General features: G+C 48.0%; 18 protein-coding genes and 1 other annotated feature. All 18 genes read right to left on the bottom strand.

What is annotated here, in order from left to right; all coding sequences use genetic code 11:
* Positions 1-15 precede the first annotated feature (15 nt).
* Positions 16-636 carry a phosphoribosylanthranilate isomerase gene (locus CI595_RS08515; RefSeq protein WP_095172840.1) on the bottom strand — a complete coding sequence of 207 codons (621 nt, stop codon included), beginning with the start codon at positions 634-636 and terminating at the stop codon, positions 16-18.
* The gene (trpC, locus tag CI595_RS08510; protein ID WP_095172839.1) at positions 626-1,423 is read right to left on the bottom strand and encodes an indole-3-glycerol phosphate synthase TrpC; all 798 of its coding nucleotides are present in this window, start codon (positions 1,421-1,423) and stop codon (positions 626-628) included. The genes CI595_RS08515 and trpC overlap by 11 nt, the downstream gene beginning before the upstream one ends.
* A 15-nt stretch (positions 1,424-1,438) precedes the next feature.
* Positions 1,439-3,043, bottom strand: coding sequence for a bifunctional anthranilate synthase component II/anthranilate phosphoribosyltransferase (locus tag CI595_RS08505; RefSeq protein ID WP_095172838.1), 1,605 nt, complete (start codon positions 3,041-3,043; stop codon positions 1,439-1,441).
* On the bottom strand, positions 3,040-4,506 hold the full coding sequence (gene trpE / locus CI595_RS08500) for an anthranilate synthase component I (protein ID WP_095172837.1): 1,467 nt from the start codon (positions 4,504-4,506) through the stop codon (positions 3,040-3,042). Before trpE ends, CI595_RS08505 begins: the two co-directional genes overlap by 4 nt.
* A gap of 99 nt (positions 4,507-4,605) precedes the next feature.
* Positions 4,606-4,875, bottom strand: a binding site (T-box leader).
* A gap of 147 nt (positions 4,876-5,022) precedes the next feature.
* Positions 5,023-5,577: a coiled-coil domain-containing protein gene (locus tag CI595_RS08495; RefSeq protein WP_147737703.1), complete on the bottom strand. Its 555-nt coding sequence runs from the start codon at positions 5,575-5,577 to the stop codon at positions 5,023-5,025.
* Between the two features lie 172 nt (positions 5,578-5,749).
* Positions 5,750-7,066, bottom strand: a complete 1,317-nt coding sequence (locus CI595_RS08490) for a hypothetical protein (RefSeq protein WP_095172835.1) — start codon at positions 7,064-7,066, stop codon at positions 5,750-5,752.
* Positions 7,067-7,386: 320 nt separating this feature from the next.
* The gene (gene tyrS, locus CI595_RS08485) at positions 7,387-8,613 is read right to left on the bottom strand and encodes a tyrosine--tRNA ligase (protein WP_095172834.1); all 1,227 of its coding nucleotides are present in this window, start codon (positions 8,611-8,613) and stop codon (positions 7,387-7,389) included.
* 471 nt (positions 8,614-9,084) lie between these two features.
* On the bottom strand, positions 9,085-10,323 hold the full coding sequence (locus CI595_RS08480; RefSeq protein WP_095172833.1) for an NAD(P)/FAD-dependent oxidoreductase: 1,239 nt from the start codon (positions 10,321-10,323) through the stop codon (positions 9,085-9,087).
* Between the two features lies 1 nt (position 10,324).
* Positions 10,325-10,771: a 4Fe-4S dicluster domain-containing protein gene (locus CI595_RS08475; RefSeq protein WP_095172832.1), complete on the bottom strand. Its 447-nt coding sequence runs from the start codon at positions 10,769-10,771 to the stop codon at positions 10,325-10,327.
* Between the two features lie 17 nt (positions 10,772-10,788).
* Positions 10,789-12,672: an anaerobic carbon-monoxide dehydrogenase catalytic subunit gene (gene cooS, locus CI595_RS08470; RefSeq protein ID WP_095172831.1), complete on the bottom strand. Its 1,884-nt coding sequence runs from the start codon at positions 12,670-12,672 to the stop codon at positions 10,789-10,791.
* A 564-nt stretch (positions 12,673-13,236) separates the two neighbouring features.
* Entirely contained in the window at positions 13,237-14,637 is a 1,401-nt protein-coding gene (locus CI595_RS08465; RefSeq protein WP_095172830.1) for an alanine/glycine:cation symporter family protein, read from the bottom strand.
* A 196-nt stretch (positions 14,638-14,833) separates the two neighbouring features.
* Positions 14,834-16,387, bottom strand: coding sequence for an ATP-binding protein (locus CI595_RS08460; protein WP_095172829.1), 1,554 nt, complete (start codon positions 16,385-16,387; stop codon positions 14,834-14,836).
* Between the two features lie 2 nt (positions 16,388-16,389).
* The gene (locus tag CI595_RS08455; RefSeq protein ID WP_095172828.1) at positions 16,390-17,673 is read right to left on the bottom strand and encodes a vWA domain-containing protein; all 1,284 of its coding nucleotides are present in this window, start codon (positions 17,671-17,673) and stop codon (positions 16,390-16,392) included.
* The gene (locus CI595_RS08450; RefSeq protein ID WP_095172827.1) at positions 17,670-18,023 is read right to left on the bottom strand and encodes a hypothetical protein; all 354 of its coding nucleotides are present in this window, start codon (positions 18,021-18,023) and stop codon (positions 17,670-17,672) included. The genes CI595_RS08455 and CI595_RS08450 overlap by 4 nt, the downstream gene beginning before the upstream one ends.
* The gene (locus tag CI595_RS08445; RefSeq protein WP_095172826.1) at positions 18,010-18,876 is read right to left on the bottom strand and encodes an NAD(P)-dependent oxidoreductase; all 867 of its coding nucleotides are present in this window, start codon (positions 18,874-18,876) and stop codon (positions 18,010-18,012) included. Before CI595_RS08445 ends, CI595_RS08450 begins: the two co-directional genes overlap by 14 nt.
* 70 nt (positions 18,877-18,946) lie before the next feature.
* Positions 18,947-19,195 carry an acyl carrier protein gene (locus CI595_RS08440; RefSeq protein WP_065541522.1) on the bottom strand — a complete coding sequence of 83 codons (249 nt, stop codon included), beginning with the start codon at positions 19,193-19,195 and terminating at the stop codon, positions 18,947-18,949.
* Positions 19,195-20,844, bottom strand: coding sequence for an AMP-binding protein (locus CI595_RS08435; protein WP_095172825.1), 1,650 nt, complete (start codon positions 20,842-20,844; stop codon positions 19,195-19,197). Before CI595_RS08435 ends, CI595_RS08440 begins: the two co-directional genes overlap by 1 nt.
* Positions 20,841-22,355, bottom strand: a complete 1,515-nt coding sequence (locus CI595_RS08430; RefSeq protein WP_095172824.1) for an HD domain-containing response regulator — start codon at positions 22,353-22,355, stop codon at positions 20,841-20,843. The genes CI595_RS08435 and CI595_RS08430 overlap by 4 nt, the downstream gene beginning before the upstream one ends.
* Positions 22,356-22,378 lie beyond the last annotated feature (23 nt).

The following is a 22,378-nucleotide window of genomic DNA, read 5'->3' as shown; positions in this document are numbered from 1 at the left end:
AAAAATCCATTGGTTTTACCGCTTCTCTTCCCGCACTGCCTGAATAAAAGCCTTTACTTTATCTGTGTCTTTATATCCATCTGTCTCCACCGCACTGCTCACATCCGCAGCAAATGCACCGCTGATTTCCAGTGCTTGCCGTACATTTTCAGCATTCAGACCGCCGGCCAGAAAAAATGGCTTGGAAAGCCCGGGGATCAAAGACAGGTCAAAACGCTTTCCGCTTCCTCCGTACTGTCCTTTTGTATATGTATCAAGGAGCAGATGATCACAGGGTAGTTTTTCCGCCTGAAGGATCTGTTCCCGGCTCTGTACACGGACGGCTTTTATCACCGGTCTGCCAGTGAGTTTTTTCAGGCTGCAGATATATGCCTCATCCTCATCACCGTGGAGCTGGATCATATCAATGATCCCCTTCTCGGCAATGCGGGCTGCCTGTACGACGGGCGCATTTACAAAGACGCCAACCGCTAAAATCCCATCAGCAAGCTCCGCTTTGAGGGCTTCTGCCTCTTCTTCCGTGACCTGACGGCTGCTTTCCGCAAAGACAAATCCCACATAATCCGGCTTATACAAATTGGCCATTTCTATATCTCGGGGCCGTCTGAGGCCGCAGATTTTCACTTTACTGCTCATAGGATGTTTCATCTCCTTTTAAGTAAGCGAGCATTTTTTTCTTGTCTTTGCTCTTCATAAGTGTCTCGCCGATCAGCACGGCATTCACTTTATTTTCCTTTAAACGTGCAATGTCCTCAGGTCCTTTTATACCGCTCTCCGCCACGAACAAGACTTCTTTCGGTGCCAGAGCGCGAAGCCTTGTGCTGTTTCCCACATCAACACTGAAATCTCTCAGATTCCGATTATTGACTCCAATAACCCTGGCCCCTGCCCACACGGCATGGGAGATTTCTTTCTCATCATGGGTTTCCACCAGAGCGGAGATCCCCAGGGTGTCACACACCTGAATATAACGTTTCAGGAGTACCGGTTCGATGAGAGAACAGATAAGGAGCACAGCGCCGGCACCCAAAGTCTTTGCCTCATATATCTGGTATTCCTCCACAACAAAATCTTTTCTGAGGACTGGGATCTTAACATTTTTTGCGATCTCCTCCAGATAGCTGTCACAGCCCAGAAAGTATTTCGGTTCCGTCAGACAGGAGATGGCATCTGCTCCTGCTGCTTCGTATTCCTTCGCAATGTCCAGATACGGAAACTCCTGCGCAATGATTCCTTTTGAGGGGGATGCTTTTTTGACTTCACAGATAAAGGAAAGCCCGTCTTTCGCCAACGCTTTTTCAAATGGAAACCCTGTTTCCGTTTCCATCTTGTACGCCGCTTTTTTCACTGTTTGGAGAGGGACTTTTTTCTTCTGCTGGGTTACACGAATCTCTGTATCTCTTGCTATCTGTTCCAGAATCATTTTAAATCTCCTCTCTTACTGTTCTCTTGTAGCCTTCACAAATTCATCAAATTTTGCCTGGGCTTTACCACTCTCTATCAATTCCCGTGCCATATCAATGCCCTCCTGAAGAGTAATGCCGTCAATCCCGAGATACAGGCTCATACCTGCATTTAGAAGGACCACATCACGTTTTGGCCCTGTCTCGCGTCCTGAAAGGATGTCTCTGGTTATCTGCGCATTATCAGCAGGGGAACCGCCCACCAGCTCGGCAAGTTCACACCGTTCCATTCCAAACTGTTCCGGCGAGATGGTGTAGCAGGTGGTCTCTCCGAAACGTATTTCGCAGACAGTGGTTTCTCCGGTCAGGGTGATCTCATCCAGACCGTCTTCACCGCACACAGCCACACCTCTGGTCACACCCAGGTTGCCCAGCACCTTCGCCAAAGGCTCCACCAGGTTTTTGTCGTATACGCCCAGAAGCTGCATGGTAGCTGCTGCCGGATTGGACAGGGGGCCTAAAATATTAAACACAGTGCGGACACCCATCTCTTTTCTGACCGGGGCAGCGTACTTCATGGAAGAATGATAAACAGGGGCAAACATAAAGCACATGCCTGTCTTGTTTAGAATGGTTTCATTTTGCTTTGCGTCCAGAGCCACATTGGCTCCCAGGTTTTCCAACACGTCAGCAGCACCACTCTTGCTGGATACGCTGCGGTTTCCGTGTTTCGCCACCGGCACGCCGCCTGCCGCAACCACAAAGGCGGCTGTGGTGGAAATATTAAAGGTTCCTGCCTCGTCTCCGCCTGTTCCCACAATATCTATGACTTCTCTCTCCGGTTTTATCTTAATTCCTTTTTCCCGCATCACCTCAGCAAATGCTGTGATCTCATCTATGCTCTCGCCCTGCATACGCAGTGCTGCTAAAAATGCTCCCATCTGAGCCTGTGTGGCAATGCCGTCCATCATTTCATGCATGACTGCCTTTGCCACTTCATAGCTTAAATCCTTACCGTCCATCAGTGTGTGAATTGCTTCTTTGATCATGATCTTGTCTCCTCTTTTAGCTTTTATATTCAAAAAATTTTCCAATATGCTTTTTCCCTGTGGTGTAAGAATGGATTCCGGATGAAACTGCAGTCCATACACCGGATATTCCCTGTGGCCCACGGCCATGATTTCACCCTTTTCCACGTCTGTTGACAATATTTGCAGACATTCGGGAATGGTGCCATCCTCCGCAATGAGGGAGTGGTATCTGGCTGCGTCTATTTCCTCCTCCATCCCCGCAAAGATGGGGCTTTCTGTCTGAATGTGCACCCTGCTTTTTTTGCCGTGCATCAGATGCCTGGCGTGGCTGATTTTTGCGCCGTACACCTCACAGACTGCCTGATGCCCCAGGCAGACACCCAGAATGGGGACTTTCCCCTGCAGTTTTTGAATCACTGCCTCGCACACGCCTGCATCTTTGGGATATCCCGGACCTGGTGAGAGGATGATGTGGGAAGGATGTAATCCTTCAATCTCCTCCGGTGTCATCTCATCATTTCGGATAACACGGATATCCGGATTGATGGTACCTATCATCTGCACTAAGTTGTATGTAAAACTGTCGTAATTATCAATCAGTAATATCATAACTCATCCACCTCCCCTGCATTTTTAATGGCCTGCATAACCGCAGCCGCTTTGTTTGCTGATTCTTCATACTCCAAATCCGGTACGCTGTCCGCAACGATCCCGCCGCCTGCCTGCACATAGACCTTTCCATCTTTTTTCACTGCCATGCGGATGGCAATGCAGGTATCCAGGTTACCGGCAAAATCCAGGTAACCGATAGCGCCGCCGTAGACGCCCCGCTCTGTACTCTCCAGCTCCTCAATGATTTCGCAGGCTCTGATCTTCGGTGCGCCGGAAAGGGTTCCCGCCGGGAGCACCGCCTCAACGGCATCAAGTGCGTCCTTATCCTGCCCGATGGAGCCTTCCACCTGGGAGCAAATGTGCATGATCTTGGAATAACGGTGGATCATCATATATTTTGTCACTTCCACAGAACCAAACCTGCTGATACGGCCCAGGTCGTTTCTTCCCAGATCCACCAGCATATTATGTTCTGACAATTCCTTTTCATCCTGCAGAAGGTCATGTTCCAGAGCTTCATCTTCCTCCGCGTCTTTTCCTCTCGGTCTGGAACCGGCTACCGGAAACGTAGTCAGTCTGCCGTCCTGCAGGCGGACCAGTGTCTCCGGAGAGGTACTCATCAGTTCCTCCTCATCAAAATGGAGGTACACCATATACGGGGACGGGTTGGTTGTGCGCAGAACTCTGTAGGCATTTAAGAGGCTTCCTTTCATAGGGCTGGTAAACTGTCTGGAGATAACTGCCTGAAAAATATCCCCGTCTCTTATATATTCCTTTGTCTTCTCCACAATGCTGCAATATTCTTCTCTGCTCACGTTACAGGTGAAATGGATCTGTTCCGGCTCAGCATCGACAGCAGGTACCGGTGCACTTTTGATCAGTCCAGCTATCCTGGCTATCTCCGCTGTGGCCTCCCCGTAATTCTCCATCACTTTATCAGTCCGCATATTCACAATGATGCATATTTTTTGTTTCAAATGGTCATAGGCAATAACTTTATCAAAAAGCATCACGTCATAATCCGGGAATGTTCCCTTTTTAATATTGAGTACCGGTTCTGCGTAGCCGATCATGGAATATGCAAAATATCCGACAAACCCGCCTGTAAACGGGGGCATACCGGAAAGCCTCGGCGATTTATAGTCCTTCATGATTTCCCTCAGCACGTTTAAAGGCTTTGCTGTTTCCACGGTCTCTGTATTTCCCTGCTTTTCTATATATACTTTGCCGGCCCTGCAGGTCACCCGCATGACCGGATCATATCCCAGGAAGGAATATCTTCCCCAGGTTTCTCCGCCCTCTATACTCTCCAGAAGATAATATCTTTTGGATAACCCTGTAAGCTTGCGAAGCAGGGTGATCGGTGTTGTAACATCCGCATAGATTTCCCTGCATACAGGTACAATGGAATATTTCTCTGCAAGTTTCAGGATTGTGTTGCAGTCTGGTGTGATCGTCATATTTTTCCTCCTTTTCCAAAGAGCGGCTGCAATAGGAAACGCGCTTTGCGAACATTCTATTGCCATAAATAAAAAAGCTCTTGCCCCATCAGATTTCTCCAATGGGACAAGAGCTGTATCATTTCAACTCCTGCGGTACCACCCACATTGCCCATATACGCATTGTAATATGAGCCGCTCTTTCATGTACTATCATACACTGCTCCTTGATAACGGATAAGCTCCCCGTCAGCGTCTACTCCCTTCCCGGAAGGTTTCAAGCTGCCCTCACAAGTCCATTCAGCGAAAACTCTTACTGCCGTATTTCCACCAACAACGGCTCTCTGGGAATAAATATTTTCACTTACTCTTCTTGTTCATCGGTTTAAAGTGTTAATCAATTCAACTTTTTCTCAATTATAATGCTATGAATTTTATTTGTCAAGAGGGATTTAAAATTTTCTCTGAAGAGCAGAGACAACGGGCAGCATCTCATAGACAAATGACATACTGCCCGCTAAGACGTGTGAATTTATATTATGCCAAATGCTTGCTCCCGTCCGTCGCATGGCGGTCCAGGATTTCATGTACTCGTTCAACCTCACCTAAAATAGCGTCGTCCATATTCTTTAGTTCTTTGTATATGTAAGAAATACGGCGGTCTGCGCGTTTCTGAGCCGCTTTGATACTGGTGATATCTTCTTTTAAACCATTGACATCTTCTTTTAATCCACTGACATCTTCTTTTAATCCATTGACATCTTCTTTTAATCCACTGACATCTTCTTTTAATCCACTGACATCTTCCTTTAATCCAATGACATCTTCTTTTAAATCACTGACATCTTCTTTTATACTAATGACATCTTCTTTTAATCCACTGACATCTTCTTTTAATCCACTGACATCTTCCTTTAATCCAATGACATCTTCTTTTAAATCACTGACATCTTCTTTTATACTAATGACATCTTCTTTTAAACCACTGACATCTTCTTTTAATATAGCGATTTCCTCTTTCATGAAATCAGTATTATTTTTTATTAAGGTTAATTCTTGAAATATTAGTTCTAATAGTTGATTTTCTCTCATATTTTTTCTGACCTTTCTTGTATTCAAAGTATATCATATTACGCTGATAAAATCCATTTATATTACAAAAAATAGTGCATATTTTTACATGTTATATTTTGTTAATTCTGCTAAAAATATTGCTTTCGCAATTTACAGTATTGCTTTTCAACGAATCATTCCGTAAAAGTCATTACCCGGCTTTTCCTGTGTTGTATTGACTTTCTCTGAGCTTTATCAATTCCTGTTTCTCGGACTGGTGCTGTTTTACTGTACGCAGTAACTGGTTCTCTTTACGCCGTACTGTTCGTTCTGCACATTCCAGTTTTTCTTCCAGCTCACTGGTTCTATGTTTTATAATACGGCAATGCTCATCCAGCTCTTTCAGCTGTTTTTCCATAGCCTCTTTTTCCTTTATCTGCTGGTCCATCCTCTGCTGCCATCTGGCCGGGTCCTCCTCCCGGATCTTATCGAGACATTTTTTTACATACCCGGACAGCAGAACAATATAGAGAGAGTAGACATACTTTTCTATACCGGAATTTTTCTCGAATTCCCCCAATTCCAGAAGGATCTGCCTTGACCTTTCATCCAAGATTTCCCCGCTGAGCACATTCCGGTCTATCCCGCCCAAATGAAAAAGATTTTGAAGATAGCAGTCAAATTCTTCATAACCTTCTACCTGAAAACCAAGTGCTGCCTGAAAAGGGTTCCGCACAGTCTCCGTCAGTATCCGGCAGAAACTGCTGTCTGCATATCCCGCCCGCCCCCATACTTCGTATTCCAGAATCTCCTCTTTCTTACAATCCCAGATTGTATTTCTGTCAATCATGCATTCCAAGATCAGATAATAATTCACATTTTTCTTTATCTCCACACAGAATATCTCAGCCAGCAGATAAATAATGCATAACTGGCTCATTCCCATGGCCGGCTGTTCCGTATAGGGGCTGGCCCACTCCTGTATCCGCTCAAATTTCAGGGTTTCTTCCGTAAAGAGTTCGCGCCTGGCACTGCGCCAGCCTTTACGGATCAGCCCTATGAACTGCTGGTAGGCATTCTCCGGGTTATCACCGCATCCCTCCCGTATCTCCTCGAGCATACCAAAAAGCACCTGTGCAAAATAATGCGCCTCATAACCTAAACAGGACAAAAAATAATCACCGTGATAGCCATGGTCCAAAAATTTCTGCTGATAACCCAGAATTTGGTCCGGTGCCAGCTTCTTGAGTTCCTCCTGGCAAACAGGATTTTGTGAAGCTGCAAAGACAAGAAAATAGGTCACATCCAGACAGATTTCTTCCCCATCCTCCTCCATAAGTTTTCCCAGAACACGCGACAGTTCCTTTTCACAACCAACTGTACTTTTGCCGGCAGGACCGGCTTCTCCTGCCTGGAGGTATCCGTTCTCCTCCCGGATACAATCCGCCAGACCATGCTCCTGATGCATTGCTTTTTTGATTTCATTACGCACCTTCAGCCCTTCAAAAATCATTCCTTTTTTGTTCATATTTATAACCTCTCTGTTCCGGCAGGCGCTTCACAATCAGAAAAACAATAGGGAGATTCCTTTGATTCTAATTCATTGTAAATGGAAAAAATTTGGGAGTTCCATAGAATTTGGAAATGTTTCATTCAGTCTTATTTTAGAATTGTTTTCTGCGCGTTTTCGATCGTTCAGCGCTGACCTTTTAGTAAACTCAGATTAACACATCCCACGGCAAAATGCAATGGCATTAACAAAGAAAAACAATTTTGATGATTTTGCACAAAACGTAACGGATGCCGGGACTCTTAACAGAGGTTCCCGGCATCCAGAAAGATGATTTTTTATTGTTTTATTGTCACTTTCCGGAAATTTTTCTTGCCGCGTTTCAGGACGATTCCTTCACCGTCAAGCTTCTCTCCCGGAACCAGATATTTCACATCCGTGATCTTATCACCGTCAATGGCAACACCGCCCTGTTCGATGGCTCTTCTTCCCTCGGAACGGCTTCCTGCCAGGCCGCTTTTATGCAGAAGGGTGATCAGATCGATATTCCCATCCTGCAGATCAGACTGCTCAATGACCGCTGAAGGCATATCTGCTGCATTTCCGCTGGTAAATAAAGCCCTTGCTGCCTCCTGTGATTTCCTGGCCTCTTCCTCTCCATGTACCAGGCTGGTCAATTCATAAGCTAAAATTTCTTTTGCTGTGTTGAGCTGGCTGCCCTCCCATTTGTCCATTTCGTCAATCTGCTCTAATGGCAGGAACGTAAGCATACGCAGGCATTTCAGTACATCCGCATCGCTGACATTTCTCCAATACTGGTAGAAATCAAAGGGGGATGTCTTGTTTGGATCCAGCCAGACAGCACCTGACTGGGTCTTGCCCATCTTCTTGCCCTCTGAGTTCAAAAGCAGGGTGATAGTCATGGCATAGGCATCCTCGCCGAGCTTGCGGCGGATCAGCTCTGTTCCGCCCAGCATGTTACTCCACTGGTCATCCCCGCCAAACTGCATGTTGCAGCCATAATTTTTGTACAGCATGTAAAAATCATAGCTCTGCATGATCATGTAGTTAAATTCAAAGAAACTCAGGCCCTTTTCCATACGCTGTTTGTAACACTCTGCACGCAGCATATTATTTACAGAGAAATGTGCTCCCACCTCTCTTAACATTTCCACATAGTTAAGATTTAAAAGCCAGTCCGCATTATTTACCATAAGGGCTTTTCCCTCTGAGAAATCAATAAAACGGCTCATCTGCTTTTTAAAACAATCGCAGTTATGCTGAATGGTATCTACTGTCATCATCTGGCGCATATCACTTCTCCCGGAAGGGTCGCCGATCATACCTGTACCGCCGCCCAGCAAGGCGATGGGCTTATTGCCAGCCATCTGGAGACGTTTCATCAGACACAGGGCCATAAAATGTCCCACATGCAGGCTGTCCGCTGTAGGGTCAAAACCAATGTAAAATGTCGCCTTTCCGTTGTTTACCAGCTCACGGATCTCTTCTTCATCCGTCACCTGCGCGATCAGGCCTCTGGCCGTCAGTTCTTCATAGATCTTCATACTGTTTTCTCCTTTACTTATCTGTAAATTTTAACCGGGCGAAAGCTAAACTTCCACGCCGAAGCGCGTCTGGCAGCGGTTATTTTCCGCTTGTACAGCACAAAAAAGCCCCCGCCCTCTTTGCAAAGGACGGGAGCTGTATCTGCTTCCGTGTTACCACCTTTTTTCACAGACGATTCACACCGTCTGCCTCAGTAAGTACGGCCTTTTATAAGGCGATACTCATCAGCACGATAACGTGCGCCACTCCGTCACAGCCTACTTAGCCTTCATGCCGCTGTCCACCGCATATCCGCTGTTTGGTGTGATGCTCAGGGAGGTATTCATCGTCCGCTACTTTCTGCGCCTCTCATCAACCGGCAGCTTTCTGTAGAAGCCCGCGGGGATTACTTGTTCCCATCACAGCATTTCTGTATATGTCACCAAGTATACCCATAAGAACTTCTATTTGTCAAGCCCTTTTTATAAAAATCATCCGGCCTGGCCTGCAGTACGCCAGATATACTCTCCATTCTCCTTGATCCCGTAAAAATCTCCGAAATTCAAGTCAAAAATATCCTTTTCAATTCCCGAAATGGAAATTTCATTTTTTATGAGATACTGCCAGATACCTGCATGGGAAATGTCCCCCTGAAGAAGCACACCCACCACTTTTCCGCCGCGGATGATCACCCGTTTATAATTGGCGGCATCCTCCCTGGCGATCACCACGTCTGTTTCCTCCGGCACGATCACGCCTACGCAGAGTGATACCAGGCCAAAGAAATTTATGGTATTTTTTATTGCGTAACGGTCTGTATACTCCACTTCTCCGCCCATCATATTGAGAGCAGCCGTCTCCCCCTGCTTCTGGGCATTGGGCCATATACCGGAAAGTCCTGTCACATCCCCGGCTGCATACACATCTGCTGCGCCAGTCTGCAGGTGATCATTGACCTTCATTCCTCTGTCAACCACAATACCTTCACCTTCCAGACCTGCTGTGGCACTCCTCACACCTGCCGCTACGATCACCATCTGACAAGGCAGAGCTTCCCCATTATCAAGTATAACCTCTGTAATCCGGCCGGCCTCATTCATTTTTGTCTGCGCAGCCTTTCTTCCAAGATAGAAGGACGCTCCTGCCGCTTCAAAACGTTTCTGGTATTCCAAGGCTCCCGTTTTATCCAGCTGTATGGGCAGAATCTGCTCTGCCATCTCCACAATGGAAACCTTCTTTCCGGTCTCCATCAGGCCATAAGCCGCATCCAGCCCCACAAGGCCGGAACCGATGATGACAATCTGTTCTGCATTTTTCGCCATTTCATCAATGGCAACTGCATCCCGCAGATGACGCAGCCCGAATACATTGTCCGCTTCCCGCAGATTGCCTACAGGCGGAATAAAGCTTTCCGCCCCTGTGGCGATCAGCAGCTTTTCATAGGGGACTTCAGTACCGTCTTTCAGCTTGACCTTCTTCGCTGCAGTATCGAGACCCGTCACAGTTTTTCCTTTTATCCAGTCAATATGATTGTCCCTAAAAAATTCTTCCGGTACAAAACTAAGCTTTTCGGCTGTCCGCTCGTGGCTCAGATATTTGTGCAGCATACAGCGGGAATGTACCTGTTCATCTGTGGAAATCATGGTGATTTCCGTCTCTTTATCAGCTTTCCGGATGGTCTTGGCCGCTGTGATGCCGGCAGCACCCACACCTAAAATCACATATCCCATGCTACACCTCCTCTACCCAGATTGCCTCTTTTGGACAGGCTTTTACACAACTGGGTTCCTCGCCTTTGTCAATACAGAAATCACATTTAATAACCTTCAAATGAGTCTTATCATCCGGCTTTAAGACACCGTATGGACAGTTCATAACACACATAAAACAAGAACCGCATTTTTCCTCATTGTACAGCACATGGCCTGTCTTCTCATCCTTTGTGAGAGCCCCGCTCATGCAGGACATCACACATTCCGGCTGGTCGCAGTGACGGCAGAAAACAGGTGTATAGCCGCCCTGCGGATTTTTATAGATATAGTTTCTGGTTTCGTTGGAAATATCCGTCACGTCCAGGTCGTAAATTGTCCCCGGTGTTTCCCGGTGCGCCTGCATACAGGCCAGGGAGCAGCTTTTACAGCCATCACATTTGCTGGCATCCACCATAATTCTCTTCATAACCGCATCCCCCTGTATCAGATATTTAAGCCTGCACGTTTTTCCTCGATAATCTTATCCAGAATTTCAGCGCTCTCTTTTGCATCACCATTGATAATAACCTGTCCGCCGGTGAGGGATTTCATATCCTCCGTCAGAACTTTTGTCACCAGCTTACTTCCTGTCACAAACGGCGGAAGCCCCAGATGCAGAGGCAGTCCCAGAGCCAAACCGAAGCACCCGTCAGCTAAAGCCTGCTCCTCCAGCCATTGTGCCGCAGATAATACCAGCGGCAGCTGCGGTATATCCACACCGATTGTTTCCGCAAGCTCTGTCGCCACGATCTCCAGACGTCCGATCGCCAGACAGGGACCAAAATTCAGCACTGGCGGGATATTCAGTTTTTCACAGACAGCCCGCAGCTTGGGTCCTGCATATTTGGCAGCCTCCGGTGTCATCAGTCCGCAGTTCTCAATCCCTCCTGAAGAACATCCTGCGGTCAGCACCAGGATATCCTTGGCGATCAGTTCTTTTGTCATCTCCACCGTCAGCACATCATGTCCTCCTGCAGTCAGGTTAGAACATCCCACAACACCTGCAATACCTTTGATATCTCCTGATACGATCAGGTCCACAAGCGGCTGCCAGTTACCACCCAGAAATTCTTTTAAAGAACCTTCACTTACACCTGTAAGTGTATTATCATTACCATGTTCCGGCAGAAGGTTCATAGGTACATTTCCTCTTCTCTCCTTGTAAGCCGCAACAATTTCATCTATGATCTCTTCGCTCTGTTTTTCTCTGTCTTCAAATACATAGGGTTTCAGCTCTGCATTTGCCTTCTTTGCCACATCATCCAGACAAATCTGTTTAATCTTCAGTTCCTCGCAGATAGGCTCAATGCCGGGAAGCGTACAGTTAAACTCAGAAAGCACCGCATCAATACCACCGGTAGCCAGAACCGCCTCACTGCTGTAGTTGTTTCCCGCATGACCGTCAAACACTTCTGTATAATGTGCCCCGCGAAGCTGCAGATCCTGTCCCACACAGGTACATCCAACCAATTTAAATCCTTTTGCCCCTGCTGCTTTTGCTTTCTCCACAGCCTCCTTGGACGTGAGTCTTTCCTGCAGATCCACAAAAATGGTATGCTGATGTCCTGTGATCATAATATTTATGTAATCGGGATCGATAACCCTGAGTCCCACCGGCGCCAGACGAAGCTCAGGCTCACCCAGCAGCACATCATTCAGAAGGTTAGTCAGTGTCAGTCCGTAAATACCTGTGGAAATTCCCAGCTTCAAACAGTCCGTCAGCATATCCACCGGATCAGAATTCAGGTTTGTAGAACATTTCACAACACCATGGAAAACTTCACCCTTAGCACCGCCCGGCAAAATATCCAGCTCCTGCCACTTTTTAAACCTGGGAGCATAAGCCATCTTCTCAACCAGCTCCATCTTCTCATATTCCGGTTTATACAGATCATCCAGCACTTTCTGAGCAACCATCCCGGCAGTCTCCCATTTATCCTTTCCTTCCACACCGAAGATCTCAGCCAGTCTCTTCAGAGATTTCTCCCCTTTGATCTCACCTTTTGCCATAGCTGTCTTCTTCACATTCAGCGCCGTATTCTCCACAATATGAATATAACATCCGGAACCGCTGGCCACAGCCCTCAAGAAGTTACGAGCCACGATCACATCCGCCGTAGCCCCGCAAATCCCTCTGGGTGCCTTAGGTGTGATCCTACACGGCCCATTGGCACAAAGCCTGCAACAGACTCCCTGCAGTCCAAACCCACACTTTGTACTCTGCCCTTCCACCCTATGATGCGAAGTCTCCATCGGCAATTCCCGAATATACCCCTCCAGCTTCTTATCCGCACTCGCACACGTGTTACAACCAAAACACTGATTCATCTCAAACATCCTCCTAAAAATAAATTAATTTCCTAATCATTTACCAAATTATTTCTTTGACTGTTAATATTATAACAATCTGGATTAAATTAGTCAAGTATAACATTAAAAAATTTTCCATTTTTTTCACCCCAATATCACACCCACAATCCCCCTCACCACATCATCACCATAATCCTTCCCAAATCTCTGCCTCCACTTATCCTTCCGCCTCCACTCATCCTTCCGCCTTCACTTATCCTTCCGCCTTCACTTATCCTTCCGCCTTCACTGCCAGTTAAAACAGAACGGCGCCGGGCAGGGGCATCCCTCTGGAAATATATCCCGCAGGAGGCCTAGTCTTACTTAGTAAAAAACAGCGCCCCGGGCAAGGAGAAATTTCGGTTACCATCCGAAATTTCAGGGCAGTTGAGCTGTTCAGCCATAAAGGCTGGACAGCGGTTCTGCCCGGTGCCTTGTCCGGGGCGCTGTTTTTTACTTAGTAAGACTTGCCGACGAAGGTATATTTCCAGAGGGATGCCCCTGCCCGGCGCCGTTCTGTTTTAACGTCCGTGAGCCACCCCCTCACCAACACTCCGTATCCTCAATTCCCAATTTCTCAGCCCTAAACACCGGCTCCACCCCCTTCTTCTTCTGCTCCTCATAATCCCGAAGCACCTTAACCGCCGTCCCTCCAAGCACCAGGATCACAACAATATTAAGCACAGCCATCCCCCCCATAGTGATATCCGCCACATTCCAGATCACAGAGAAATCGGCCTGCGCCCCCAAGAACACTGCCAAGAGACAGCTCACCCGGAACACAAACAAAAGCCTCTTATCATCTTTAATAAACTTAATATTAGATTCCGCATAATAATAATTCCCCACCAGACTGGAAAACGCAAAGGTAAAAATAGAAAACGTGATAAAATGGATTCCCCAGGTACCCACATTTGCAGAGATCGCCTGCTGCACATACGGAATCCCATCCAGAACCCCGGACTTTCCTTCCACACCGGAAAGCAGCAGCATCATGGCAGTCGCTGAACAGATCAGCAGCGTATCAATAAACACCGAGAGCACCTGCACCAGCCCCTGCTTTGCGGGATGGCTGACCGCCGCACTGGCAGAAGCATTGGGCGCGCTTCCCATACCGGCCTCATTGGAAAAAAGCCCCCTCTTTATTCCAATCACCACAGCACTCCCCGCAAATCCTCCGAAAATAGCCTGTCCGTCAAACGCCTCCCTAAAGATCAGGGCGAACACCTCCGGGATCCTGTTTGCGTTCATCACCATAGTGGCAAGCCCCATAAGCAGGTATCCCCCTGCCATCACCGGTACGATCACGGAGGTGATAAACCCAATCCTGTGTACCCCGCCGAAAATAACGAAAGCTGTGGCGATCGCAAGCACAGCGCCTATGACAGCAGGATAAATACTGTCCGCATACCCGGGAATATAATACTCCAGAGAGGATGACATATTAAATGACTGAAGTCCGTTAAACCCATAGGCAAAACAGACAATCAGCAGTACCGAAAAAATGATCCCCAGATATCTCTTCCCAAGGGCTTTCTCCATATAATAAGAAGGCCCGCCTCTGAAATCCTTCCCGTCTTTCACCTTATATACCTGCGCCAGAGTACTCTCAATAAAGGCGGATGCACTGCCAATCACGGCCATGACCCACATCCAGAACACAGCTCCGGGACCACCGGCAGCAATGGCAGTGGCAATTCCGGCAATATTACCGGTCCCCACTCTGGATGCTGTTGATATCATCAATGCCTGAAAAGAGGACACCTGCTTTTTACCGTCCTTCACATCTGCCTTCTCAAGCAGCACGCGGAAAGCCTCCCCAAGCAGACGCCCCTGTACAAAGCGGGTTCTCACGGTAAAATATACGCCGGCCCCCACAAGCAGTATCAATAACGGGTAGGTGTACATAAAATCATTAACACTAGTCAAAATATTATTAAGCATATTGTTTCGTCCTTTCCAGTTCTTTGCCCGTCCGTCTTTACGGTTTCCTATCGTAACCTTTCAGAACCCTGAACTTTCACAAGCATCCGGTCAATAATCATCTCATTAAGATTGGCCGGATGCCTGTCATACAGCCAGTGCAGTGACTGCACAGACCTGTCTGAATTGTTACTTAGTATCTTCTTTTTTTGGTTATTTATGAAAATTTTTCTCCTGTCTGAAGGCAATCCGCCAACTGCCGGATCTCCTCCCTAAGCTCACGCTCCCTTTTCTCTGTCTGCAGGATCTCTCCTGCCTTTTGATATGCCCTGCAGCCGTTATCCATGATAAATTTCATCACGGTATCATCCCCGGAAATCTCCTCCGTAAATACAGCCATCTCCTGTCCGCCCGCAAACGCCTCCCCGGCAAATGCGAACGCCCGTTCCAGAAGGCGATGCATATCCTCTCTGGACTTATCCAGTTTTTCTTTTTCCCTTCCAAACGTTTCTTTCAGGAACGAGGATGCCGTACATTCCTCCCGGTTTTTCACCTTTTTCCACTCATAAAGGAATCTTCTCACCCAATCTGTCACATACCCGGCAAGAAAAGCTTCGTCCTCCCGATATAGTCCGGCCTCCTTTTTCACTTCCAAAGCATGCTGGCGTTTTTCAATCTCACGGCACAGCATTTCATCCGCTTCCTCCGGCCTCAAAATATCCAGACTGTTTTTCAGCCTGCGTACTTCCTCAAAAAGACTCCTTATCTCTCTTTCTTTAGCGGAATACTGTGCCAGCGCCGCATGTACTGCTCCCAGCAGAAGACTGACCACTGCTAGGCGCTCATCATAACCCGCTCTTTTCAGCCGTTCCTCTTTTGCTTTTACTGCCGCCTCCTCCATGGTTCCGTCCAGAAGCTCAAGAAATGCGTAATCTTCCTGATACTTTCTGCAAAGACTGTAAAATCCGGCAAAATCTTTTGCCACCTCCGGCTGCTGGATATACTGGAATACAAATTCGTCTGTGACAGAAAGTCCAAGCTCCTCATATACATACATCATCCGCGATAGATCCTCCCAGCCTCTGGCTGTGACAAAATAATGTCCCTCCGCATTGGCCTCCGTACGATAAAAATTCTCCCTCCGCACATCCAGATATGCAGGAATGGAAGGATGTATCTCGTGCTCCCTGGCATAGGATTTCCAAACAGCGTAATCTTCTGTCACTTCAATCCGCTTGATCCTGTCCAGGGTGACCATGTCAAATTCCCTCACGGATTTGTTATACTCCGGCGGATTTCCGGCAGCCACGATCACCCAGCCTTCCGGTATCTTATGACTTCCGAATGTCTTACACTGAAGGAACTGCAGCATGGTGGGCGCAAGCGTCTCTGAGACACAGTTGATCTCATCAATAAAAAGGATCCCCTCCCTGCACCCGGTTTGCTCCATGCACCGGTAAACCGATGCCACGATCTCACTCATGGTATATTCTGTCACAGTATATTCTTTTCCGTCAAACAGCCGCTTTTCAATGACCGGCAGTCCGATGGCGCTCTGCCTTGTATGGTGGGTAATGGTATAGGCCACAAGACCGATCTGCAGACTTCCTGCAATCTGTTCCATGATAGCCGTCTTACCGATTCCCGGCGGACCGATCAAAAGCACCGGTCTTTGATGGACCGCCGGTATGGCATAACTTCCGTCAGCCTTCTTTTTTGTGTATGCCCGCACTGTATTTTCAATTTCCTGTTTTGCCTGACCAATATTCATACTTATGACCCTGCCTTTCTTTCATCCAGATACAGCCGGATGGCCCACGAAGGAATTTTCACGTTTTCGGGAGGCTCCTTTATAAAGATAAATGCTGTCTCATAGTCCGGCTTCTTTTGGGGATAGATACCGTCCCCATCTGTATAATACAGAAGCCCTTTTAAATTCCTGATTTTTTTCTTCTCGATCAGCTTGTCCACATAAGTAAAAACAGGACGGAAGTCCGTGCCGCCCCTTCCCTGGATACGGATCTGTTTCATGTATGCCCGCCAGTCTTCCTCACAGCTGAGGGTCACATCCTCCTGGATATAGCAGTCACACTGTATGATATGGACATTCATCTTTTTGAAAAAATTCTCCCTCTCACTCAACATGGAGTACGTTTCCTCCAAGAAACGCTGCACCGTCTGCCGGGAACAGGAGCTGGAGGTATCAATGGCTATGACGATCTCCTCCAGTTTGAACGCCTCCGTATACTCCAGAGGCTCCACCAGTGGCATGTTACCATACATGGACAGCCCAAGGCAATAGGAAATATAATCAAAACTTTCCATATCGAGCTGCACCTCTTCTCTCTGCACAGCAAAACGCCGCAGAAATTTCCGGTAATCATACCTTCTCTTTTGCTGCAGCTCATACCATTCCTGTATATTCCCTTTTTCACTTCCCGCTCTTTTGCCGGCACTGCCTGCATCCCGGCTTGTATAGGCTGCAGCCTTTTCCCATATTTCCCGTATGCCTGCAAGTTCCCCTCCGGAAATGTCTCTCCAGAGGCTGTGGCCATCCATAAAAAACAGACGGCTCCAGGCATCAGTACAGCCCTTCTCAAATTTTCCATCCAGCAGCATTCCGTAAATCTCTGCTGCAGTCCTGGATTCTTTTTCATTCCAGAACATACGGTAAACCTCCTCTTTTTCCCTCCCCGGCTCTCCGAGAAGAAACGGAACGCCAAGGCAGTCCACCGTATACTCTGCCACCATGTCACAGGCCAGATTCCACAATGTTTCCTCTCTCTTTTCCCGGTCAGCCGGGTGCAGATAGAGACAGTGGAACAGGCTGTGCAGATACATCCTGTTTATGTATTTCCTGCCCTTTTCCTGAAAATCAGACAGAACAGCCGCCGGGGAATAATGGATCACCCTGCCGTCTGTACAGGGACAGATGCATTTCTCATCCGCACCGGTTTTCAGATAACTGCATGCCAACACAAAAAAAGGACAGGCGCAGGAAATTTCCTGAATGGCCAATGCCCAGATTTCCTGCGCAATTTCCTCTGCCTGTCTCATAATTCCATATCCTTTCCGCCAAATCCGAACTGCTCCTCTTTCTTTGACAGAAGCCATAAAACACATTCCGTATTTCCATACTTCTGAGCCAATGCCAAAAGTTCATCCATCTGCACAGGCGTCACCTCCGCCAGGCCGAACAGAACCTTTACTTTCTCTGTTTCTCTGGTCAAAATCAGCTTTTCCATGGCAGGACGGAAGCGTTTTTTTAGATATTCCCTGTACCGGGCATATAAAACAGTGTCCTGGGGGCACAGTTCAAAAAAACGCTCCAGCGCAATCGCAAGGCGGATACTTTCCTGTCCGCTTGACAGAAATTTATCATCCGGCTCCCTGCTACTGTTCTTCATAATACTTTATCAGGGCCTGAGTACCCAGATCGCCCATTCCCTCTTCATCCAGTTTCTTATACATATCAAGCACTTCCATAAGGATGGGGAGTGTCAGCTTTCTGGCATCTGATTCCTCCAGCGCAATCTTCATATCTTTGATATAGTGTTTAATGAAAAATCCGGGGTCGTAATCCCCTTTTAACATGCGGGGCGCCATGTTATCCATCTGCCAGCTTCCCGCTGCACCCTGGCTGATGCTGTCCAGCATGGTCTCCACGTCAAGACCTGCCGCGCGGGCATAGGTGATGGCCTCACACACGCCGGCGATCACTCCGCCCAGCGCGATCTGGTTGGCTGCCTTTGTATGCTGTCCGTTGCCGGCTTTTCCCTCGTAGATGATGGTCTTGCCCATGGATTTAAACAGCTCCAGACAGGCTTCAAAAGCCTCCTCATCTCCGCCGGCCATAATGGACAATGTACCGTGTCTTGCGCCCACATCTCCGCCGGATACCGGGGCATCCACTGCGTATATTCCGGCTTCCCTGGCTCTCTCGTAGATCTCCACAGAAAGCTTTGGACTGGTGGTGGTCATGTCAATGACATAGGTACCCGGCCTGGCATTTGCTATGATCCCGGCCCCGCCAAAATAGATCTCCCACACATCTTCAGGATAACCCACCATGGTGATGACAGCTTCCCTGTCTTTGACACAGTCTGCAATGGTGTCACACCATAAAGCACCCTCCTCAATAATATCCGCCACCTTCTCTTTTGTTCTGGTATAGACAGACAGTTCATACCCTGCTTTCATCAGATTGCGGACCATGGACTTTCCCATGACTCCCACACCGATAAAACCTATTTTTTTCATTTCTTTACACCTCTTCTCGGTTTTCACTTTTAACAGTTTACCATAATTCCGAAGATTTTACACCTGTTTTTTACAGACTGTACGGCAGCGCCTTTTTCTGCATGTATTCTATCACATCCCGCACCTGGGACAGTTTCCACACATCCCGCACGGGAATCTCCACCTGAAATCTGTCCTCAAAGGCACATACAAGATTTGCCACATCCAAAGAATTCAGTGCCAGATCCCTGATAAAATCTGTATCGGGGGTCAGTTCGCTGATTCCGGTCACCTGATAAACCAGTTCTTCAATCACAGACAGGAAATCTTCCCCGCGCATTAAAAACGCCCCCTTCTTATTTTTTGGATAGATGTCTTTTTAAATTCCGCTTCCGTCATGCGGATAAGCTGAATCCTTTTATGGAACGGCAGCTTTTTATTCAGCTCATAAATCTCCTCCTGAATCCGCTCCAGCACTTCATAAGAAGTCATCCCTTTTGTCTTTTGCGGATCCGCGTAAATGACAGCGGAGAGTTTCACATCATCCGCCGTCTGCCCGTTGCTGGCACCATATACCATCACTTCTCTGACAAGGGGAATCTGTGCGATCAGTTCCTCCAGTTCCTCCGGCACCACTTTCTTCCCGCTGCTGAATACCACCAGATTTTTCTTTCTCCCTGTGAGATAGAGAAACCCTTTCCTGTCCCTGTATCCCAAATCTCCGGTGCAGAACCAGCCCTCCGAAAAGGCTTTTTCTGTCTCCTCCTGGGCTTTATAATATCCCTTAAAAACAGAGGGGCCCTTTACCAGGATCTCCCCGTCCTGAATCTTAACACGTGTTCCCGGCAGCAGGATCCCCACGGAATTTTCCCGGTACCTGCGGTTTCGGTTCACGCAGATCAGTGGTCCGCACTCCGTGACACCGTAACCCTGGAGCACATTGATCCCATAACACCTAAACTCCCGGGCCAGCCGCTCATTTAGCTGGGCGCCCCCGCAGATAATAAGAAAAAGAGAGTCTCCGAGAACCCGGGTCAAAGCACGGTGTGTGAAAGGACTGCAGGACAAATGGTGCCGTTTCCGGCTCTCGTATCTCTTCAGCGCCTTTTTTGCTTCCTCCCGCATACCGTCCCGGGTCTGCTCCAGCCGGATGCTCCGGATCAGGGATTCCATCATCATAGGTACCAAAAGTATCATCTCAGGAGAAAACAGGCGCAGATCCCGCATCCAGTTTTTCACTCTTCCATTCAGCCCCAGATGCTGTCCCTGTGTCAGCACATTCAGGGCGCCGCACACCAGGGAATAGGCATGGTAGAGGGGCAGGCAGGTATATGCCTTTGTTCCTGTCTCCACCAGCGCCTGGGCATGACAGGCATTATACATGATATTGCCATGGCTCAACATAACTGGTTTTGGGGCGCTTATAGTCCCGGATGTGTAAATAATGGCAGCCGTCTGCTCTTTTTGCACTTGATCCATCACCAGATCCAGCTCTTTTTCCCTATCCTTAAGCGCTCTGTATCCATCCGAAAGCAGAGCCGGAAGGCTGCGCGCATCGTGGTTATCCCACAGATAGAGTACCGGGCAGCACCGGGTATTTTGGAACAGAAATTCATATTCCCTGGAAACAGCCGCCATGCAGGAGTCTCCAAAACGGATACACTGCCAAATCTTCTCATCCTGCTGCTCCACATCCACAGGTATGGCTGCCGCCCCGATGGCACTGCAGGCCAAAAACATCAAAAGCCACTCATAACTGTTTTCGCCCACAATAGCCAGATGTTTTCCTGCCATCCCCATATCCAGAAGGACAAGGGCAAGCGCCTTGGCATCCCTTACAAGCATCCGGTATGTATGGCAGTGCTCCTTTCCCTCCCCGTCATAGACGGAAACTGCCGGCCTGTCTCCAAACCGTGCCTCAGCCTCCTGCAGAAATTCCCCAACTGTGTCATATGTATATATGTTATTCAAAGGATAATCCAGTCTCATGTCTCCTCCAGTTCTCCCAGCTCCCCACGCTCTATCAGTCCCAGAAAAACATCTACCAGTCTTTCGTCAAACTGCGTGCCTCTCCCGGCCGCAAGCTCTTCCATTGCTTTTGAAAGAGAGAGACGTTTTCTGTAATGGCGGTCAGACATCATGGCATCAAACGCATCGGCAATGGAAATCATTCTTGCCTCCAGAGGGATCTGTTCCCCCAAGAGCCCGTCAGGATATCCCCCGCCATCCACCCGTTCATGATGTGCCCGCACAATCCCCCCAAGATTGTGGAACATATCAATACAGGAGAGGATCTTCTCCCCGATTTCAGGATGTCTCCGGATCACCGCAAATTCTTCCTCCGTCAGCTTGTCATCTTTGCAAAGAATGGCATCAGATACCCCCACCTTTCCAATATCATGCAGCAGTCCGGCACACCTGACACATTCTTTCTGTGATTCTTCCATTCCGGTCCTTTCTGCTATCTTTTCCGCATACATGGAAACCCGGTCCGAGTGTCCCCGTGTATAGTCGTCCTTGGCATCCACCAGCAGACGGAGGGCCTCCACAGTCTGCATATAACTTTCCTTCAGCCTGTCATATGTAAGACTCAGCTTTCTGTTGTTAATATGCAGCAGCATGTGGAGAATCGTATTGTGGAGCGCTGTGGTGACCTGTTCCCCATAGACCGCCAGCAGCCGCTGCTGCACATCGGGATAAGAGGAATCCCTGCCAATCCCCAGAATTCCGAGAAAAATATCCCGGTTCGCCTTGAGCGGCACCAGAAAAAGGCCGTCAAACTCCAGGATCTCGCCGTCACTGCCTGCCTTTTCCACCGTATTTTTCAAAAGAGGATAATCCTCACAGAGAAACTGCTCCAGCTCCTTATGGTACTTTCCGTTTCCCTGAAAGATATCATCCGGCAGTTTTTCCACGGGCATGGATGAGATCAGCGCTTTTGGCTTGATCCAGGCAAATCCGTGCTCATTGTCCCCCAGATTCAGCGCCTGTTCCAGGATCCTGCCAAGCACCACATCCAGGGACAAGAGCTGGTGTATACTGGGAATGGAACCTAAGATAGAACCCAGCCCATCCTGGTAACGGTAAACCGTGCGCATCTGTCTGATAGATTTAACACAGCTTTCCACCAATAGTTCCAACTGGTCAAAACGGTCGCTTTTCTCAAAATACCCCTGAATATCCAGTTCCCTGATCGTGTTCAGGGGCGGCGCCACTTCTCTGTGTCCGGTGAGCATGATCACAAAGATCCTGGTATCAAACGCTCTTAAACGGGCCACCACCTCATCTCCACAGATGGGGTACATAATAAAATCCAGTAAAAGAATATCATAAGATTTGTTTTTCATCTTCTCCAATGCGGCCAGCGGATCATTTTCCGTTTCCACAGTATAGCCGGAAGATTCAAAATAGGAATACAGCGCGTCCGTAATATTCTTGTCGTCATCCAGAACCAGCATGGTGAAGCCGTTTTTCTGCTGTCCTGCCTTGTTTTTTCGCATACCTTCACCTCAAATAATCTTTT

The organism is Blautia hominis, assembly GCA_002270465.1.
Taxonomy (GTDB): domain Bacteria; phylum Bacillota; class Clostridia; order Lachnospirales; family Lachnospiraceae; genus Blautia; species Blautia hominis.
This window is presented reverse-complemented; position numbering and strand designations above follow the sequence as displayed.

Bases quoted from the DNA above. Each gene is read 5' to 3' on its own strand.
- CI595_RS08480 (WP_095172833.1), bottom strand. From the start codon at position 10,323: ATGGGATATGTGATTTTAGGTGTGGGTGCTGCCGGCATCACAGCGGCC.
- CI595_RS08460 (WP_095172829.1), bottom strand. From the start codon at position 16,387: ATGAATATTGGTCAGGCAAAACAGGAAATTGAAAATACAGTGCGGGCA.
- cooS (WP_095172831.1), bottom strand. From the start codon at position 12,672: ATGAATCAGTGTTTTGGTTGTAACACGTGTGCGAGTGCGGATAAGAAG.
- CI595_RS08430 (WP_095172824.1), bottom strand. From the start codon at position 22,355: ATGCGAAAAAACAAGGCAGGACAGCAGAAAAACGGCTTCACCATGCTG.
- CI595_RS08455 (WP_095172828.1), bottom strand. From the start codon at position 17,673: ATGAGACAGGCAGAGGAAATTGCGCAGGAAATCTGGGCATTGGCCATT.
- trpC (WP_095172839.1), bottom strand. From the start codon at position 1,423: ATGATTCTGGAACAGATAGCAAGAGATACAGAGATTCGTGTAACCCAG.
- CI595_RS08475 (WP_095172832.1), bottom strand. From the start codon at position 10,771: ATGAAGAGAATTATGGTGGATGCCAGCAAATGTGATGGCTGTAAAAGC.
- CI595_RS08465 (WP_095172830.1), bottom strand. From the start codon at position 14,637: ATGCTTAATAATATTTTGACTAGTGTTAATGATTTTATGTACACCTAC.
- CI595_RS08450 (WP_095172827.1), bottom strand. From the start codon at position 18,023: ATGAAGAACAGTAGCAGGGAGCCGGATGATAAATTTCTGTCAAGCGGA.
- CI595_RS08445 (WP_095172826.1), bottom strand. From the start codon at position 18,876: ATGAAAAAAATAGGTTTTATCGGTGTGGGAGTCATGGGAAAGTCCATG.
- CI595_RS08505 (WP_095172838.1), bottom strand. From the start codon at position 3,043: ATGATATTACTGATTGATAATTACGACAGTTTTACATACAACTTAGTG.
- CI595_RS08440 (WP_065541522.1), bottom strand. From the start codon at position 19,195: ATGCGCGGGGAAGATTTCCTGTCTGTGATTGAAGAACTGGTTTATCAG.
- CI595_RS08435 (WP_095172825.1), bottom strand. From the start codon at position 20,844: ATGAGACTGGATTATCCTTTGAATAACATATATACATATGACACAGTT.
- trpE (WP_095172837.1), bottom strand. From the start codon at position 4,506: ATGACGATCACACCAGACTGCAACACAATCCTGAAACTTGCAGAGAAA.
- CI595_RS08495 (WP_147737703.1), bottom strand. From the start codon at position 5,577: ATGAGAGAAAATCAACTATTAGAACTAATATTTCAAGAATTAACCTTA.
- tyrS (WP_095172834.1), bottom strand. From the start codon at position 8,613: ATGAAGATCTATGAAGAACTGACGGCCAGAGGCCTGATCGCGCAGGTG.
- CI595_RS08515 (WP_095172840.1), bottom strand. From the start codon at position 636: ATGAGCAGTAAAGTGAAAATCTGCGGCCTCAGACGGCCCCGAGATATA.
- CI595_RS08490 (WP_095172835.1), bottom strand. From the start codon at position 7,066: ATGAACAAAAAAGGAATGATTTTTGAAGGGCTGAAGGTGCGTAATGAA.